The organism is Streptomyces sp. NTD91 (assembly GCF_059510455.1).
Genome location: NZ_JCAJZW010000009.1, coordinates 184,957 through 202,089, shown reverse-complemented (window position 1 = coordinate 202,089; position 17,133 = coordinate 184,957). Strand labels below are relative to the sequence as shown.

The window sequence follows — 17,133 nt, the reverse complement described above, 5'->3', positions numbered from 1 at the left end:
ACTACCCGTCTGCGGGCAGATCGGTGCGCGGTGCGCTGCCCAGATGTGCGCCGACCCTCTTGACCAGGAGGGTCATCTCGTAGGCGACCTGGCCGACGTCGGAGTCGGCGTCGGACAGGACGGCGAGGCAACTGCCGTCCCCGGCGGCCGTGACGAACAGGAAGGCGTCGTCCAGTTCGACCACCGTCTGCCGGACGCCGCCCGCCTCGAAGTGGCGGCCCACGCCCTTGGCCAGGCTGTGGAAGCCGGACGCGACGGCGGCCAGATGCTCGCTGTCCTCGCGGGTCAGGTCCTTGGACACACCCGTCGGAAGCCCGTCGCCGGACAGGATGACGGCCTTGCGGATGCTGGCGACCCGGTCGACCAGGTCGTCCAGGAGCCAGTTGAGGCCTCCCTTGTCGGTCGCCGTGTGGCCGGTCGCCTTCGGTGCGGTCATCGACCGTCCCCCTTAGTCGTTCCTTGTGCTGTGCCGTCATGGGCGTCGTCGCCCCCGGCGTTCTCCCGCCGGCCGCGCTGCCAGCCGCGCTGGAGCGAGGCCATCCGGCTGCGAACCTCCTCGGCGTCGCGTTCCGCGGGCTGCGCCGCGCGCTCGGTGCGCCGCGCGGTGTCCTGCTTGAGCTGGGGGGCCAGACTGGCCTGCCGTATGCGCCGGGGCAGTGGGCCGGTGGCCGGTGGGGCTGCGGCCGGGTCGTCGGCCGTGTGACCGCCGTGTCCGGGGGCGCCACTCGCCGGTGCCGCGCCGTCGCCGGCCAGCGCTCCGCTGCCGCGGCGTGTCGGTCCGTCGCCGTCGCCGGTGCGGTGCGCCGCGCTGTCACCGGGAAGGGCCCGCTCGTCCCCACCGGCAGCCGCGCGGTCCTCCTCACGGGTGGCTCCACCTACGCCGTCGTCGGAGCGGCGGCGCCGGGGCAGGGCGGCGAGGCCGGACGCTGCGTCGGTGTTCTGGTCGGCGGGCTCGTCGCGGTCCCCGGCCCGGTCCGCGGGGTCGGCGGCGGCTGCGGTCCGGGCGCGGCGCGGCAGCGCGGGAACGCCGGTCCCGTCCACGGACGACGGTTCGCCGTCCCCGGCCCGGTCCGCGGGGACCGCAGCGGCAGCGGTTCCGGCGCGGCGCGGCAGCGCGGGAACGCCGGTCCCGTCCACGGACGACGGTTCGCCGTCCCCGGCCCGGTCCGCGGGGTCGGCGGGGCCCCGGGAAGTGGTGGTGGGCCGGCGGGTCGGGAGGGGAGCCGGTGCGTCGGTGCCGGGGCGACGGGGCCCGACGGAGGGCTGCTGGTCGCGTTCGTCACGGCGGGAGCGCCGGCCGGTGACGGGCTTGCCGTGCGAGCTGACCAGTTTCGGGGTCTGCCGGCGCGACAGGGGTATGGGCCCGGTGCCGCCGGCCTCGGCGGACGGCGAGGGCACTTCGTCGTCCGTGCCGGAACGGGAGCCGCGGGGCCGGAACAGCCCTCCGCGCTCGCTGTCCTCGTCGGCCAGGACACCGGGGAAGTCGTCGATGGCGTCCAGGTCCACCGGCGCCTCCAGCTCGACCGGGCCGTCCAGCAGCGAGGTGGGCAGGCCGGGAAGCTGCGCCGGCGCCATGGACCGTGCGCCGGCCAGGCCCGTCTGTCCGGTTCCCTTCGCCGGCCGGTCCCGGTCGAGGCGGAAGCCGAGGCCGTTGGTGTCCGGTACGTCGTCGGACAGCAGCGCGTCCGGGATGAAGACGACGGCGGTGGTGCCGCCGTACGGCGAGGGCTGGAGGGAGACCCGGACGTTCTGCCGTTGGGCGAGACGGCTGACCACGAACAGGCCGAGCCGGTCGGTGTCGGACAGTTCGAACTCGGGCGTCTCCGCCAGCCGCAGATTGGCGTCCAGGAGCGCCTCGGCCGTCATGCCGAGTCCCCGGTCGTGGATCTCCAGCGTGAAGCCGTTGGCGACCCGCTCGCCGAGCACCTGGACGGCGGTGTGCGGGGGCGAGAACACCGTGGCGTTCTCGAGCAGTTCGGCGACGAGATGGGTGAGGTCGGCGACGGCCGGACCGGTGACGGCGACCCTGGGCAGACGCCGTACCTCGACGCGTTCGTAGTCCTCGACCTCGGCGACGGCGGCCCGTACGACGTCCATCAGCTGCACCGGGCGTCGCCACTGCCGGGAGGGCGCGGCACCGGAGAGGATCACCAGGCCCTCGGCGTGCCGGCGCATCCGGGTGGTGAGGTGGTCCAGGCGGAAGAGGTCGGCGAGTTCGTCGGTGTCCTCGGTGCGGCGCTCCATCGTGTCGAGGAGGGTGAGCTGCTTGTGCAGCAGCACCTGGCTGCGGCGGGCGAGGTTGACGAAGACCTCGGAGACGCCCGCGCGCAGTTCGGCCTGTTTGACGGCGGCCTCGACGGCGGCGCGCTGAAGCGTGTTGAGGGCCTGCCCGACCTCGCCGATCTCGTTCCTGTCGTACTCCAGGCGCGGCACCTCGGTCTCGATGTCGACCTGTTCGCCCGCGGACAGGCGGCGCATCACGCTGGGCAGTCGGACGCCGGACGCCTCGTGTGCCTCCAGACGCAGCTGGCGCAGGTCGCGGATGAGGCGGCGGCCGACCCGGACCGACAGGACGAGGGAGAGCACGAGCGCCACCAGGCCGAGCAGCCCCGCGACGGCGGCCTGCAGGATGACGCCGAGGGCCACCGGGCGCGTACGGTCCTGGAAGCGGTCGCCCACCTGGTCGTCGAGGGTGCCGAGGTCGTCGAGGACGCTCGCCGCCGCCGAGTCCCAGCTCTGCGCGGTGACACCGCGCGGGGTGCCCGACTCCGAGTCGACGACGGTGTGTTCTGCCGTGCGCAGCGGGGCCGTGGTGGCGTTCTTCCAGAAGCGCTCGTAGTGGTCGCGCTCGGCGGCGGGCAGCAGCGGCAGGCTGACGTCGTACAGGACGGTGCGCTGGGCGGCGAGGTCGGCGATGTCACGGGTCTCGGCGCGGGTCAGCCGGCCGACGACGAGCGAGGAGCCGAGCAGCGCGTCCTCACGGGAGAGCAGTTCGCGGGCACGGGCGATGTTGACCATCGCGCGTGCCTGAGCGTCGAGTCCGACGTCGTCGATGCCTTCGAGGGAGGCGAGCAGCGTGAAACAGGGGTCGACGAGCCGGTTGTAGAGGTCGTAGGCCTCGGCGCGGGCGACCGTGCCCTCCTCGACGCTGCGGCGCAGGGTGTCGAGGCCGTCGAAGGCGTCCAGGACGGCGGTCAGGCGGTCGTCGTCGGCCGGGTCCAGGCCGTCGAAGACGTGCTGACCGCCGGCGTTCCTGCGCATCTCGGTGATCGCGCGGTCGGTGGCGGTGCGGGTGCGCTGCAGCGCGGAGAGGGCGTCGGCGGCTCTGGGGTCGGCGAGGTAGACGAGGGTCTGGCGGCGTTCCTGCTGGAGTGCGCGGATGGCGTCCTCGGCGGGATATCCGATGTCCTGCTGGACGTCCTTCACCTGGAATAGCCGGGCGACTTCGCGCCCTGTGAGTACCGTTGCGAAGCCCCAGACGGCGGTCAGCGACACCAGCGGCACGAGAAGCAGCGCCACGATCTTCCGGCGGATGGACTTCCCGCGAAAGCGCATGGCCTCCCCCAGCTCGACCCCCGCCGGCCGGGGGTGCACATGTGCGTCAACAAACGGCGCGAGCCTACTACCGCCCACAGTTAACTCGAAGACATGTCCGGAGGGCGAACTTCCGCTGCGTCGGCGAGACATGGCGAGTTGTCCGGGCATTGCGGGAGATTGCCACCGCGATCCGGCGCCCGAGCCCGGACGGATCCGCGTCTCGTTACCGGGTGGTTGGCTGGAATTTTTCGCCGGTCGGGAATCATCGGGCGATCCCGTTCGTCCTTCTCCACGGGAAATGGGGGCGGAATGGGCCACAGGAGCCGCATCCCGCACCCCGGCGGCGTAAAACAGCGCAAGCCGGGCACCACTGGGGAGTCGGAGTCTTGTGACGCCGGGGCGAGCGGTCTGGCGGTGGGGAGTGACACGATGATGGGCACTGCGGAGCGGCGCGAAGCGCCCGAGAAGAGCGTCGCAGGGCGCTCGGCGGCGGAGCGCGTCCTGGAAGCACCGGATCGCGACATTCCGGCGCCTGGGCGCGCCGGGGAAGACGAGCGGCGGTACTACCGGCAGTTGTGGGTCGAGGAGCCGGCCAAACGGCATCCGCTGCCGGATCCGGTGCGTACGGCGGCGGTGCGGGCGCTGCTGATCATCGCGGTGACGCTGATACAGGCGATGGTGGCGTTCCTGTGCACGATGGCCGGGTCCTGGCTGGCGTTCCCCATGGTGATCAGCAGCGTGGTGAGCACGGTGGTCGCCACCTGGGCCGCGGTCGACGTGTGGGTGACCCGCCAGGTGTGGAACCAGCGGTACGGCGTGGTCTCGGAGCCGAGCAGCACGGCCCGCTCGCTCCGCCGGGAGCGGCGAGCCCGGCGACGCGAGGAGCGCGCGGTCCTGCGCGAGCAGGACCGGATACGCCGCCGGGGCGGCACCGGGCAGCTGTCCCATCCCTGAGCTCCCCGGGCCCCGCCGCTACGGCGCGGTCGGCGTCGGCTTCCTGAACATCCGCGTCGCCGTGATCTCGCTGTGCACCGCCTCTCCGGCCTGGGGCTGCCGGGGCAGTCCTGGCCGAAGGTGTTCCTCCACGCTGATGTACTTCAGGCCGGCCCTGAGGTCGGCGTCGTTGCGCAGACGGATGACCAACGGGAACTCGGCCAGGGCGGTCGTGTCGAACAGACCGGTGGTGTAGAGCAACTGCACGCCGAGCGCGTCCGACACGGCCCGCTGCAGCTCCAGCAGGTAGGTGGCGTTGGCGCGGCCGATCGGGTTGTCCAGGAACAGCGTGCCGGCGTGGCGGTGCTTGTCCCGGCCCCGGTCGTTGCTGCGCAGCGCGGCCATCGTGCAGTACAGGGCGATGGCCGCGGTGAGCAACTGGCCGCCGGAGAAGACGTCGCCCATCTGTCCGACGGGGACGCGTTCGGCGCGCAGGACGGCGTCGGGCTTGAGGATCTCGACGGCCACACCCTTGGGCTGGAGCGCCGCCGCGACACCGCGCAGCAGCAGCGACATGCCGTCCCGGCGCAGATCGGAGTTCTTCTTCACGGCCGCGCGCGTGGCGTCGTCGATGACCTCGCCGAGGCGTTCGGTGAGCGTGGCCTGATCGGGCTCCTCGAAGCGGATGCGCAGGAACTCCTGGCCGGACCACTCGCCGAGGCCCTCGGGCAGCCGGGAGAGCCGCTGCGCGGACCTCAAGGTGGCGAGGGCGGACTCCACGAGGCCCCGGAGGCGGTCCACGATGGAGTCGCGGTTGCGTTCCAGCTGGGCCAGCTCGTCGGTCAGGACGCGCAGCCGGGGCGCGAAGGCGTCGGCCCACTTCTGCGCGTGCTCGGGCAGCGCGGATGCGGGCAGTTCGCGGATCTGCTGCCGGGCGGGGGTGCGGACCTGCTCGTAGCGCGTGGAGTTGGCGTGCCGGACGAGGATGTCGCTCGCCTCGCGCACGGCCGCCTCGGCGGCGGACAGGTCGGCGGCGCAGCCGCGCAGCGAGCGGCGGGCCTCGGCGGCGGAGTGCCGGGCCTCCTCCAGGTTGCCGGGGTACGGCTCCGGCTCCTCCTGTTCCTCCTCCGGAACGTGCTCGCGCAGCAGGTCGCGGAGCATCGCGGCGATCTCGTCGAAGCCGCCGGCCGCGTCCTCGGCGGCCCGGTGGGCCTCCAGCAGCTCGGCGTGCGCCGCGCGGGCCTCGGCCAGCGCCTCGGTCCGGGCGGCGAGTTCGGCCGTCGCGGTGCGCAGCAGGGCCTGGGCGTGCTCGGCGTCGCGGGGGACGAGTTCCTCGGGCAGTTCGGTGTGCGCGTCGCCGTCCAGGGGGGCGTGCCTTTCGGCCTCGCCGCGCAGCCGGCCGAGCTGTTCGCTCGCGCTGGACATGCGGGTCTCCAGCAGCTGCACCAGCTCCTCCGCGCGTGCGGCGGCGGCCTGCCGGGAGGGCCCGTCGGAGCCGTCCGGTGACTGGAGCAGCTGCTCGGCCCGGGTGCGGACCTTGTTGCTGAGCCGGTCGAGTTCGGCGCGGGCTGCGCTCTCGTCGCTCTCCGCACGGGCCTGCTCGGCCCGCAGGTCGGCCCCGACACCGACCTTCTCGTACACCTGGGAGGCGGCCCGGTAGGCCTCGCGCAGGGCGGGCAGGGAGGTCTTGGGGGCGTCCGCGTCCTCGACCGGCAGGTCGTCGGGGGCGCCGGCGATCTCGGAGCGCTCGCCGCGCAGGGCACGCGCGGTGCGGCGGGCGTCGTCGGCGGCGCGCTGGGCGCCGCGGCGGTCCTCGTCGGCTGCGCGGGCGCGCTCCAGGCAGGCCTGGGCGCGGGCCTCGTACTCGGCGGCCTCGTCGGCGAGTTCACGCAGCCGGGCATGCCAGCCGGCGCGCTCGCGCAGCCGGTAGGCGAGTCCGGCGAGGGCGTCGGCGGCGCGGCGGGCCTTCTGTGCGGCCTCCTGCCGTTCGTCGCGGACCTGCACGGCCTCGGCGGCGGCCTCGTCGGTCTCCGCGCGCACCGTACGGGCCTCGGCCAGTTCGGCCTCGGTCTCCTCGGCGAACGCGCGGGTCTCCTGGGCCGCCCGGGCCAGTTCGGTGAGGCGTCCGGCGGGGCAGCCGGTGCGCCAGGAGGCGAGGCGGGCGGCCAGTTCACGGTCCTTGCCGAGCCGGGCGGCGAGGGCGCGGATCTCCTCGTCGCGCTCGGCGGCCCGGGCGCGCAGCGCCTGGCGTTCCTCGTCGGCGGCGTGCTCGTCGTGCATGGCCGGGTTCGGCGGCACGAGGAAGACGTCGCCCGGCGCGGCGTCGGCGGCGGGGGCCGGGGCGAGCAGGGCGGCGGCCGTGCCGACGGCGACGGCGGAGCGGGGCAGCAGGGCGGCGTCTTCGAGGGCTTCACGAGCACGCGCGTGTGTGTCCGGGTCGGTGATGATCACGCCGTCGACCAGCTCGGGGCGGGCGGCGAGCACGCGCGCGTGGTCGGCGGGGTCGACGGCCTGGGCGAGGTAGCGCCAGCCGGGCAGTGCCGGGATGCCGTGTTCGCCGAGGTACTCCACCGTGGCCAGGACGTCGGGGCCGGGCGGCAGCAGTCCACCGTCACCGAGCGCGCCGAGGATCCGGGAGTCGTCGGCGGCGGCGGTGCGCAGTTCGAAGAGGTGCCGCTCGGCGGTCGAGACGGCGTCGTCGAGGAGTTCACGCAACTCGTCGGCGAAGCGGTCGAGTTCGTCGGGGGTGAGGGGGCCTTCGGCCGGGCGCCGGGCAGCGCCGGACGCGTCGTCCGCCACGTCCGGGGAGACGCCCGTACGGCCGTGCGCGGCAGGCACCGCCTCGGCGCGGGCGCCGGACGCCGCCTCGCCGGCGCCCGTCCTGCCGGCCCGGTCACCAAGGGCGTCGTCGGCACCGGTCCGGGGCCCGGGAACGTCGGCCCGACCGGTCCCGGGCGCACCGGGCAGGCTGAGCAGTTCCGCGAGCCGCTCCTCGGCGGCCAGGGACTCGGCGAGCCGCCGCTCGGCCTCGTAGGCGCGCTGGGCGGCCGTCGCGGCGTCCGCCGCGCGGGCCGCGGTCAGTTCGGCGCGTGACTCGGCGGCGGCGGCCTCGCGCGCGTGCTCGGTGGCCTTGCGGGCGGCCTCGCGAGCCGTGTCCCAGGCGGCGACCGCACTTTTCTCGGCGTCACTCGCGGCGAGAGCGGCACGCGCCGGGTCGGCGTCCGGGGCGCTGTCGTCGAGCCAGCCCGCGCGGACGGCCTCGGCGGTCTCCTGCTCGACCTCGGCGAGGCGCTGGCGCAGATGCCCGGCCTCGCTGCGGGCGCGCTGTGCCTCGGTCGCGGCGGTGGTGGAGTCGCGGTAGGCGGAGTCGGAGGCCTCCTGGAGGGCGGCGGAGCGTTCCTCCTCCTCGTTGGCGAGGGCCTCGGCGCGCTCGGCGGCCGCGTGCAGGGCCCGTACGAGGTCCACGGCGGCCTTGGCGCGGGCGGCGAGCGCGGGCGCGGCGTCCCGCTCGGCCTCCTGGATGGCGGCGGACACGCGCGCGACGCGGTCGGCGGCGGCGCGATGCCGCAGCACGGCCTCGGCGGCCTGCCAGGCGGAGTGCAGGGTGCGGGCGTCGGCCACTTCGCGTTTCTGCGCGGCGGCCGACTTCTCCGCGGCGGCGAGCGCCAGGGAGGCGTGCCGGTAGGCGAGTTCGGCGGCGATCAGGGCGCTGCGCTCCCGGCCGCCCTCGGAGTGGGTGACGGCGTAGGCGGCGGCCGTGACCCGCTGTGCGAGGTCGGCGGCGCGCACCCGCTCCTGCACCGCCCGCGCGGACAGCCGCCGGCCGAGGGTGCGGGTACGGCGCTCGGCGCCGGCGTGGACGTCACGCGCGCGTGCGCGGGCCTCGGCGGCCTCGACGATCCGCCCGAGCAGGTCGACGGAACCGGCGGTGAAGTCGCGTTCGGCGATCAGCTCGGCGCGCCGGCCGAGCTTGTTGCCGAATCCGCTGACGAGGTCGGCGAGACCGTCGGTGTCCCGGGTGTCGGTGACGGCGCGCAGCAGCAGGTCGGTGAAGTCGGAGTCCTTCTTGACCGCGAAGAGGCCGGCCGCCTCGCCCTCGTCGGCGTTCATCTCCCGCTGGTAGCGGAAGAGTTCGGGGTCCAGGCCGAGGTCGCCCAGGTGCTCGATCCAGCGGTCGTGGATCTCCTCCCAGTGCGCCTCCAGGTGCGGGTAGGCCTTGCCGGCCTCCGTCAGGGCGTCGCGGAAGCCCTTCATGGTGCGCCGGCGGCCATGGGCGCCCGAAGTACCCTCGGCCGGCGGCCGTACGGCGGTGGACTCGGCGACCGGCAGATTGTCCAGGCTCAGCCCCGGGCCGGGCCGGAACGAGTACCAGGCCTCGGCGAACCTGCGCGGGTCGTTGGACACCTGCCGTCCGCGCCACTCGCTCACCTTGCCGACGACCACGCACTCGCCGGTCTGCACGTGCTGCCACTCCAGGGCCACGTGCCCGCAGTCGTCCGCGAGCAGGAACTTGCGCAGCACACCGGAGCTGGCGCCGCCGAGGGTGTTGCGGTGGCCCGGCAGCATCACCGAGAAGATCAGCTTCAGCAGCACGGACTTGCCGCCGCCGTTCTCCAGGAAGAGCACCCCCGCGGGCGCGGGGCGGCGCGGCGGGCCGGACGGCTCCTCCTCGAAGAACTCCGCCTGCGTGGGCGCCGGGTCGGGCACGGGCTCGCCGACGCCCCGCAGGTCAAGCACGGTGTCGGCGTAGCGCGCACCGGCGGGACCGATGGAGTAGAGGCGGACCCGGGACAACTCGTACATGGCGGACTCTCGTCGTAATTCTTCGGAAATCGTGCGGTGGTTCTGGGGTTCAGGAGTGGAACGGCAGCCCGGCGTCGGCCACCAACTCCAGGTCGTCGGTGTCCTCGGCGGGCAGCAGGCTGGCCGTGCCGTCGGTCACCGGGACCACGCCCAGCTCCAGCAGTTCGGCCAGCGCGGCGCTGCCGGCCATGTCGCGGACCTGGAGCTGGTAGCGGGCCGTGGTGCGGTACGTGCCGCCGTTGTCGTCGCCGGTGCGCTGCAGGAAGCCCGAGTCGGTGAGGAAGGCGAGGGCCTTGGCGACGATGCCGGTGGTGGAGGCGGCCGGACGGCGGGCGTCCTTGGTGGCTCCGGTGGCGCTGCGTCTGGCCCAGATCCGCCAGGCGGCCTCGAGTCCGGGTGCGTCGGTCGCCGGGTCGGTGTTCTCGCCGCGCTCCTCGGCCCGCTGCTCCAGGCGTCGGCAGGCCTGCCGTACGAAGGCGTCGACGCCGTTGACGGTGACGCGGCCGATGTAGGTGTCGTCGGCCAGGTCCTCCGGGCGCGGGAACGCCAGGGCGGCCACGGCGAGATGGGCCAGTCCGTGCAGGAAGCGGTCGCCGGAGTCAGCGGCGGTGCGACGCGCGTAGTCGCTCATGCGGACGGCGAACACCGAGTCCTCGGCGGCGGTCACGGCCATCCCCGCGCGCGGGGACACCTCCAGCACGACGAGCCCCAGGCCTGCGGCGACGGCGTCGGCGAGCCGCGCGAACGCCGGGTCCTCTCGGTAGCGCCGCAACAGCTCCGTGTACTCCTGGTCCCGGGCGGGCTGCAGTCTGGGCTGGAGCCCGAAGGCGACGAGCCGCGCCGCGTCGGCGGCGTCGGCGGGGGTGACGGCGGCGGGTGCCGACGGGGCGGACGGCTCCGCCTCACTCCACTCGACGTGCTCGCTCACGGCTGTGACTCCTTGCGTCGGTGCTCACTCATGCTGCTTCGGTCCGGTCCGCGGCCATCCCCGCCGCGTCCAGCAACGCGGTCCCCACGATCAGGTCGGCCCCGCCGAACTCGGGATCGTCCAGCTCGGTCCCGTCGTCCACGGCGAACAGCAGCTTCTCCTCGCCCTGCCGGTAGGCGGTTCCCACCGCCGGGCTGGCCGCGTGGACCGCCAACAGCGCCACCAGGTAGGCCAGATCCGGGTCACCGGTGCGCCGGGCCTCGGCCAGGAGCCCCGACAGTCTGCGCGGAGCGTCGGCCGGGAGGTCCAGCAGCTCCGTCGCGGCGGCCAGTTGCTCCTCGCTGAACCGGCTGTCGTCCGGCGTGGCGATCAGGTCGGGCTCGGGCATCTCCGCGCCCAGGTGCTCCCGCTCGACGGGCGGCGTCAGCAGTATGTCGACGAGGTCCGCCAGCCGGACGGACGCCGGCGTGCGCAACCCCGTGCCGTTCGCGAAGAACGCGTCCGTGACCCGGACGGCGCGCTCCAGGGGCAACGGCAGCACCGGGGCGAGGAGATGGCCGTACAGGTCCGTCCCGGACGCCGTCGAGGGTGTGGCGAAGGCCTGCCGGTCCTGCTCGGCGCGGAACAGCGGGCCCGCCTCCAGCAGCCGTGACTGGAGCTGGGTGTGCCGCCGGATGCAGTCCTTGACGATGTCGACCAGCTCGGCGGCGCGCCGCTTGTGCTCGGGTTCCTCGGTCTCGTCGCGGGCCTTGCGGATGTTGGTGAGGATCGCGTTCTCGTGACGGTAGCGGTCGGCCACGTGGTCCAGGGCCTCGGCGATCATGTCGGGCACGGCGTCGAGCCAGTCCACCGCGCGGACGTTGCGCCGGGTGGCCTCCAGGGCCCGGCGCAGGGTCTCCGAGTACTGCACCGTGCGGTAGCGGGCCTGTTCGGCCGCGAGCTGGGCATCGGCCAGCCGGCCGCGGCTGATCAGCACCTCCAGCTTGACCTCGGCGGCGATCTGGGCGCTGGTGACGTCGGTGTCGAGGGCGCCGACCAGGACGTTGACCGCCTCGTCCGTCGTGCGCAGGTAGACCGTGCCGCCGGGGCCGGGGACCTCCTCGATCAGCTTGAAGTCGTAGTCCCGCCGGACGTATGTGCCGTCGGGGGCGAAGGTGCCGTAGACGGCGCGGAAGCCGCGGTCCACGCTGCCGACGTTGATCAGGTTCTCCAGGACCCAGCGGGCCACGCGCTCGTGCTCGGCGGTCGGCCGGTGCGGGGCCTGGGCGGCGACGCGCGGGAGGAGCCGGGCCACGATCTGCTCGTGGTCGGCTCCCGTGTCGAAGTCCATGTTGAGCGTGACCAGGTCGATGGCGGCGAGGGCCACCTCGGCCATGCCGTACACCGAGTACTCACCGGCCAGGTTGGCCTTGCGCGCGTCGAGGTCGTGCAGCGGCGCGGTGCAGGCGAGCGCGCGCAGCCGCCGCGCCAGTCCCTCGTCGGCGGCCGGGCCCAAAGCCGGGCGCGGCCCCACGCTGAACTGGGGCGGAACGCTGTCCGTCGATGCAGGCGAAGTCACGGTGCACAGACTAGGTCCTCGGTCTGACATCGACCCAAACGAGCGGCTCCGCCGGTTTGGTCGGGGCGGTGCGGGCCGTGTGGCGGATGCGGGCCGGTGCGGGCCGGTCGGGTCCCGCGGCGGAGTCGCGTGCCCGTCACGGGGCGACCCGGCGGCGGTAGACCTCCACCACCCGTTCCAGCGAGTCCGCGAGGTACCTCTCCAGCAGGCGTTCCGCCTCACGGTTGTCCCCGGTCTGCAGCTCCCGCAGGATCTCGCGGTTGCGGACGAGGTAGGGCTCGTGCAGCCGGCGCGGGTCGTCGACGACGTGGAAGGCGAGCCGCAGCTCGGCGAAGACGCTGCGCATCAGTTCGTCGGTGCGTTCGCTGCCCGCGAGGGCGACGAGTTCCCGGTGGAAGTGGATGTTCGCGGTGCCCAGCGCCTTCCAGTCCTGCTCCGCGCTCGCCGCCTCTCCCTCGACGACCGCGGCGGCCACCCGGTCCAGCCGGTACGGCGGCTCGCCGAGCCCGCGTACGACGGCGCACTCGACCAGCGAGCGCATGCGGTAGATGTCCTCGACGTCCTCGACGGTCAGGACCCGCACGAACACACCGCGGTTGAGCTCGTGGACCAGCAGCCGCTCGTGCGTGAGCAGCCGGAACGCCTCGCGCAGGGTGTTGCGGGAGACACCGAGCGCCCCGCCGATGCCGTCCTCGGACAGCCGGGTGCCGGGCGGGAAGTACCCGTCGGCGATACGGCTCCGGAGGATGTCGGAAACCCGCTCGGCCGTGCTGGTACGTCCCAGGAGCGCACGGTCGTCGGCCAGTGCCGTCAGCTGCTCTGCCATGTCGGAATTCAATCGCACGGACCGGAACGGAACAACATGGGTATTGAAGGATCGTTCAACGATCCTCTACGGTGCTGGGACGACGCCACTCACCCTCCCCCAGGAGCGGGCATGACGCAGACCCCCCGTGTCCAGGACCTCCCGGTCATCGCAGTCGACGAGCACGCGCGCGCGTGGAGCCCGCTCACCGCCCGGGCCCGCTTCCGGGAAGGCCTCTCGGGACCCACGGCCGGCGTGGCGGCGGGCCACACGCAGGCCAATCTGATCTCCGTGCCGGCCGACTGGGCGTACGACATGCTGCTGTTCTGCCAGCGCAACCCCAAGCCCTGCCCGGTGCTGGACGTCACGGACGCCGGCGCCACGTCGACCGTCCTCGCCGAAGGGGCCGACCTGCGTACGGATGTGCCGCGCTACCGGGTCTGGCGGGACGGCGAACTGGTCGAGGAGCCGACCGATGCGCGGGCGTACTGGCGGGACGACCTTGTGTCGTTCCTGCTCGGGTGCAGCTTCACCTTCGAGTGGGCGCTGGCCCGCGCGGGCGTGCCGATCCGGCATGTCGAGCAGGGCCGCAATGTGCCGATGTACGTGACCACGCGCGCGTGCCGGCCGGCGGGACGGCTGCGCGGGCCGACGGTGGTGTCGATGCGGCCGGTGCCACCGGAGCACCTGCGCGCCGCGATCCGGGAGAGCGGCCTGCTGCCGGCCGTGCACGGCGGTCCCGTGCACTGCGGAGACCCCCAGGCGCTCGGCATCGAGGACCTCGCCCGGCCCGACTTCGGCGACCCGGTCACCCCCGCACCCGGCGACATCCCGGTGTTCTGGGCCTGCGGCGTGACCCCGCAGGCGGCGGTGATGGCGTCCCGGCCGCCGTTCGCCATCACCCACGCCCCGGGCCAGATGTTCCTCACCGACGCCCGCGACGAGCAGTACCGGCTGGTCGGCATCGACTGAGGCGCCCGCCGTCCAGCCCGCCCACCCGGTGAACCGAGGGCCCGGTTCCCGGCGCTGCACACGCTCCTCACCCGGGCTCCCACGCGCTGTCCCCGGCCGACCCCGCCGCCACCAACGACTCGTCGTCGGCCCCGCCGGACACCGTCGCTCCAAGGACCGGACCGACCGCCGCGGCACTGCCGGGCACTGCCGCGCCCGCCGTCTTGTCCCCACCGGAGGGACTCACCGCCGCGGCCCCACGGCCCGCGCCGGTCGCAGTGACCGCTCGCGTCTGCCTCGGGATCGCCGTCGTGGTCGTGCCGGCAAGGCGCCGCTGCGCCCCGGCGTGCCCGGTGGTGCCCTCCGTCAGGGCCGTCAGGGCCGCGGAGACCGCGGCCGAGGCGTGCAGGTCGAGGCGGGCGCTGGTGCCGCGGGCCCGGTGGTGGACCTCGTCGGCGGCCAGGCGCAGCAGCTGCGGCAGCAGGTCCTGGGAGCGCCGGACCACCCAGGCGGTGCCGGCCGTGGCCAGCCACAGCAGGCTCGCCGCCCGGGTCGGCCCGGGGGACTCCGGTTCCGGGGACGGCGGTCGTCCCGTCGCGTGGCCCGTCTCGGTGAGCAGGGCGTGGAAGCGGACGGCCAGTTGCCGGTGCCCGCGTTCGCCCGGGTGCAGCCGGTCGGCGCTCCACAGCGCCCGGTCGTTGATCCAGGCGCCGTCCGCGGCGTGCAGGTGGACGGCGCCGTGGCGCTCGGACAGCGCGTGGACGACCGTGTTGACCGCCCGCTGCCGGCGGGCCAGCGGGCGGGCCAGGGCGTCCGGCAGGCCGAGCATGGCGCCGGGGTCGGGCAGGCAGGCGGTGAGCAGGGTCGCTCCCTCGCGGGTGAAGGCCGCGTACACCTCGTCGAGGTGGGCGGCCACCGTTCGGATGTCGAAGGTGCGACGCAGTGTGTCGTTGACGCCGATCACCACCGACACCAGGTCGGGACGCCGTTCGAGGGCGGCAGGCGTCTGCCGCTCCAGCACGTCACGGGTCTGGGCGCCGCCGGCCGCGAGGTTGGTGAACTCCACGGCGTCGGGGGTCTCGGCGAGGCAGGGGGCCAGGAGCGCCGCCCAGCCCCGCCAGCCGTCCCCGACGGGGTCGCCCACGCCCTCGGTCAGCGAGTCCCCGAGGGCGACGTAGCTCAGGGCTCTCATGCCACGCCCTCCGGCACGGTGCGGCGGGCACCGGCCGGGCGGAGCACCTCCGTGTCGTGGGCCGCCAGGAACGCCTCCACGGCCGTCCCCCAGCCGAAGCACTCCGCACGCGCGCGTGCCGCCTCCCGCCGTGCGGGCCCGGCACGCTCCAGGAGCACTTCCACGGCGTCCGCGAAGGCCTCACCGCGGTCGGCGGCTGTCGCCCCGGCGGAGCCGACGACCTCGGGCAGTGCCGACGACCGGCTGGCCACGACGGGCGTGCCGCACGCCATGGCCTCCAGCGCGGCGAGCCCGAAGGTCTCGGCGGGACCGGGCTGCAGGGCGATGTCCGCGGTCGCCTGGAGGGCGCCGAGGGCGGCCCGGTCGAAGACGTGCCCGAGGAACGTCACCGGCAGTCCGTGCTCCCGCGCACGCTGCTCCAGCCGGGGCCTGAGCGGCCCGTCCCCGGCCACCACGAGCACTGCCCGACGTCCGCGCCGTATCAGCGCGTCGAGGGCGTCCAGGGCGGTGCCTGGGCGCTTCTCGACGGACAGCCGGGAGCACATCACGAGCAGCGCCTCGTCCTCGCGCGCGTGCAGGGTGCGCAGGCCGGGATCGCGCAGGGCGGGGTGGCGTTCCGTCAGGTCGACGCCCAGCGGGGCGCGTACGACGTTGCGGGCGCCGATGCGCACGAACTCACGCTCGGCGAACTCGGTGGTGCACACCACCCGTGAGTAGACGTGCGCGGTACGGGTGTTCAGGGCGTCGGCGGCCCGGCGCGAGAGGTTCCCGGGCAGGCCCCAGGTGCGCAGCACGCCGTCCGCGGTCTCGTGGGAGACCATCACGGCGGGCACGCGCGCGCGGCGCGCCCAGCGGCCGGTCCAGCGCAGGGTGGTCCGGTCGGAGACCTCCAGGCGGTCCGGGGCCAGCTCCTCCAGCAGGGCGGCCACGCGCCGCCTGTCGGTCAGGACGCGGTAGCCGCCGGTGCCGGGCAGCAGCGGGCCGGGCAGGGTGATGACCCGGCCCTGCTCGGTGTCACGGTCGGTGTGCCGATCGCCGGGCACGATCAGGACGGGTTCGTGGCCGGCCGCCCGGAAGCCCTTGCCCAGTTCCCGCAGGGCGGTGCGCAGGCCGCCGGAGGCCGGGGCGACGAAGTTGGCGAGCCGCACGATGCGCAGGGACTGCCCGCTCATGCCGCCACCGCCGTCTTCCGTGCCGCGAGCACGTCGTCGTAGTGGGCGATCAGCTGGTCGCCCACGGCGGCCCAGGTACGGCCCTGGACCATGGTGCGGGCGGCGGCACCGAAGGCCAGGCGGCGGGCCGGGTCGGCGGCCAGTTCGCGGACGGCCTGCGTCACGGCGGCGGTGTCGCGCGGCGGGACGAGGAGCCCGGTGCGCTGGTGGGCGACCAGGTCGAGCGGGCCGCCGGCGGCGGGTGCGACGACCGGTACGCCGCTGGCCATGGCCTCCTGGACGGTCTGGCAGAACGTCTCGAAGGGACCGGTGTGCACGAACAGGTCCAGCGAGGCGAAGATCCGCGCGAGGTCACCGCCGGTGCGGCGGCCGAGGAAGACGGCGCCGGGCAGCGCCTGGGCGAGGTGGGCCTGGCTGGGCCCGTCGCCGACGACCACCACCTTGACGCCCTTGAGAGCGCAGGCGCCGGCCAGGAGTTCGACGTGCTTTTCGGGAGCGAGCCGGCCGACGTAGCCGACGATCAGCTCGCCGTCCGGGGCGAGTTCACGGCGCAGCGCCTCGTCCCGCAGGTCTGGCCGGAAACGTACGGTGTCCACGCCGCGCGGCCAGAGCCGCACCCGGGGCACGCCGTGCGCCTCCAGGTCACCGAGGGAGGCGCTGGAGGGGGCGAGGGTGCGGTCGGCGGCGGCGTGCACCGAGCGGATCCGCCGCCAGGCGGCGGCCTCGCCGGCACCCATGTAGGTGCGGGCGTATCCGGCGAGATCGGTCTGGTAGACGGCGACGGCGGGGATGCCGAGCCGGACTGCGGCGGCCATGCCGCGTACGCCCAGCACAAAGGGGCTGGCGAGATGGACCAGGTCGGCGCGGTGCTCGACGAGCGCGGCGGCGAGCCGTCGGCTGGGCAGGGCGACGCGGACCTGGGGGTAGCCGGGGAGCGGGAGAGAGGGGATCCGGACGACCGGGCACGGGGCGTCCGTGTCCGGTCCACTGCCCGTGGGGGTGCCTCCCTGTTCGAGCGAAGGCGAGAAGGAGGGGGCGGGGGCGGGGGCGACGACGAGCGGATGGTGACCGCGATCTACGAGGTGCCGGGCGGTCTGGAGCGCGCAGTGGGCCACGCCGTTCACATCGGGGGGAAAGGATTCGGTCACGATGACGACACGCATACGGGTGTTGTCGCCGTGCCGGACGTGGCCGCGTCAACGTCGATCTTTCCGCGCGGGGAACGTCCCGTGAGCGTTGTGCTGTGCACCCGAG

The 17,133-nt window shown here is 74.5% G+C and carries 10 protein-coding genes and 1 pseudogene; 2 read left to right on the top strand and 9 right to left on the bottom strand.

Features of this window, described 5'->3' with window-relative positions:
• Position 1: 1 nt before the first annotated feature.
• Entirely contained in the window at positions 2–436 is a 435-nt protein-coding gene (locus AC5WRT_RS13625; RefSeq protein WP_496093278.1) for a roadblock/LC7 domain-containing protein, read from the bottom strand.
• Complete coding sequence (locus AC5WRT_RS13620) at positions 433–3,555, bottom strand: nitrate- and nitrite sensing domain-containing protein (protein ID WP_496100241.1); 3,123 nt, start codon at positions 3,553–3,555, stop codon at positions 433–435. The genes AC5WRT_RS13625 and AC5WRT_RS13620 overlap by 4 nt, the downstream gene beginning before the upstream one ends.
• A gap of 414 nt (positions 3,556–3,969) precedes the next feature.
• Between AC5WRT_RS13620 and AC5WRT_RS13615 the strand changes: the two genes are divergently transcribed.
• Positions 3,970–4,491 (top strand): hypothetical protein, encoded by a 522-nt coding sequence (locus AC5WRT_RS13615; protein ID WP_496093436.1) that lies wholly within the window; start codon positions 3,970–3,972, stop codon positions 4,489–4,491.
• Positions 4,492–4,509: 18 nt separating this feature from the next.
• Here the strand turns inward: AC5WRT_RS13615 and AC5WRT_RS13610 are convergent, their stop codons facing one another.
• From AC5WRT_RS13610 to AC5WRT_RS13595, 4 genes are all read right to left on the bottom strand, one after another.
• The gene (locus AC5WRT_RS13610) at positions 4,510–9,273 is read right to left on the bottom strand and encodes a hypothetical protein (RefSeq protein WP_496093280.1); all 4,764 of its coding nucleotides are present in this window, start codon (positions 9,271–9,273) and stop codon (positions 4,510–4,512) included.
• Positions 9,274–9,322: 49 nt separating this feature from the next.
• The gene (locus tag AC5WRT_RS13605) at positions 9,323–10,201 is read right to left on the bottom strand and encodes a hypothetical protein (protein ID WP_496093281.1); all 879 of its coding nucleotides are present in this window, start codon (positions 10,199–10,201) and stop codon (positions 9,323–9,325) included.
• A 28-nt stretch (positions 10,202–10,229) separates the two neighbouring features.
• Positions 10,230–11,759, bottom strand: a complete 1,530-nt coding sequence (locus AC5WRT_RS13600; protein WP_496093282.1) for a hypothetical protein — start codon at positions 11,757–11,759, stop codon at positions 10,230–10,232.
• Between the two features lie 136 nt (positions 11,760–11,895).
• Entirely contained in the window at positions 11,896–12,585 is a 690-nt protein-coding gene (locus AC5WRT_RS13595; protein WP_496093283.1) for a GntR family transcriptional regulator, read from the bottom strand.
• 111 nt (positions 12,586–12,696) lie between these two features.
• On the opposite strand from AC5WRT_RS13595, the gene AC5WRT_RS13590 reads away from it, so the two are divergent.
• Positions 12,697–13,536, top strand: a complete 840-nt coding sequence (locus AC5WRT_RS13590) for a putative hydro-lyase (protein ID WP_496093284.1) — start codon at positions 12,697–12,699, stop codon at positions 13,534–13,536.
• A gap of 343 nt (positions 13,537–13,879) precedes the next feature.
• On the opposite strand, the pseudogene AC5WRT_RS13585 reads toward AC5WRT_RS13590, so the two are convergent.
• From AC5WRT_RS13585 to AC5WRT_RS13575, 3 genes and pseudogenes are all read right to left on the bottom strand, one after another.
• Positions 13,880–14,707: pseudogene (locus tag AC5WRT_RS13585) on the bottom strand (SGNH/GDSL hydrolase family protein); the annotation flags it as partial.
• Positions 14,704–15,879, bottom strand: coding sequence for a glycosyltransferase (locus AC5WRT_RS13580; protein WP_496093285.1), 1,176 nt, complete (start codon positions 15,877–15,879; stop codon positions 14,704–14,706). The gene AC5WRT_RS13580 and the pseudogene AC5WRT_RS13585, both read right to left, overlap by 4 nt.
• Positions 15,876–17,042, bottom strand: coding sequence for a glycosyltransferase family 4 protein (locus tag AC5WRT_RS13575; protein ID WP_496093286.1), 1,167 nt, complete (start codon positions 17,040–17,042; stop codon positions 15,876–15,878). The genes AC5WRT_RS13580 and AC5WRT_RS13575 overlap by 4 nt, the downstream gene beginning before the upstream one ends.
• Between the last annotated feature and the right edge of the window lie 91 nt (positions 17,043–17,133).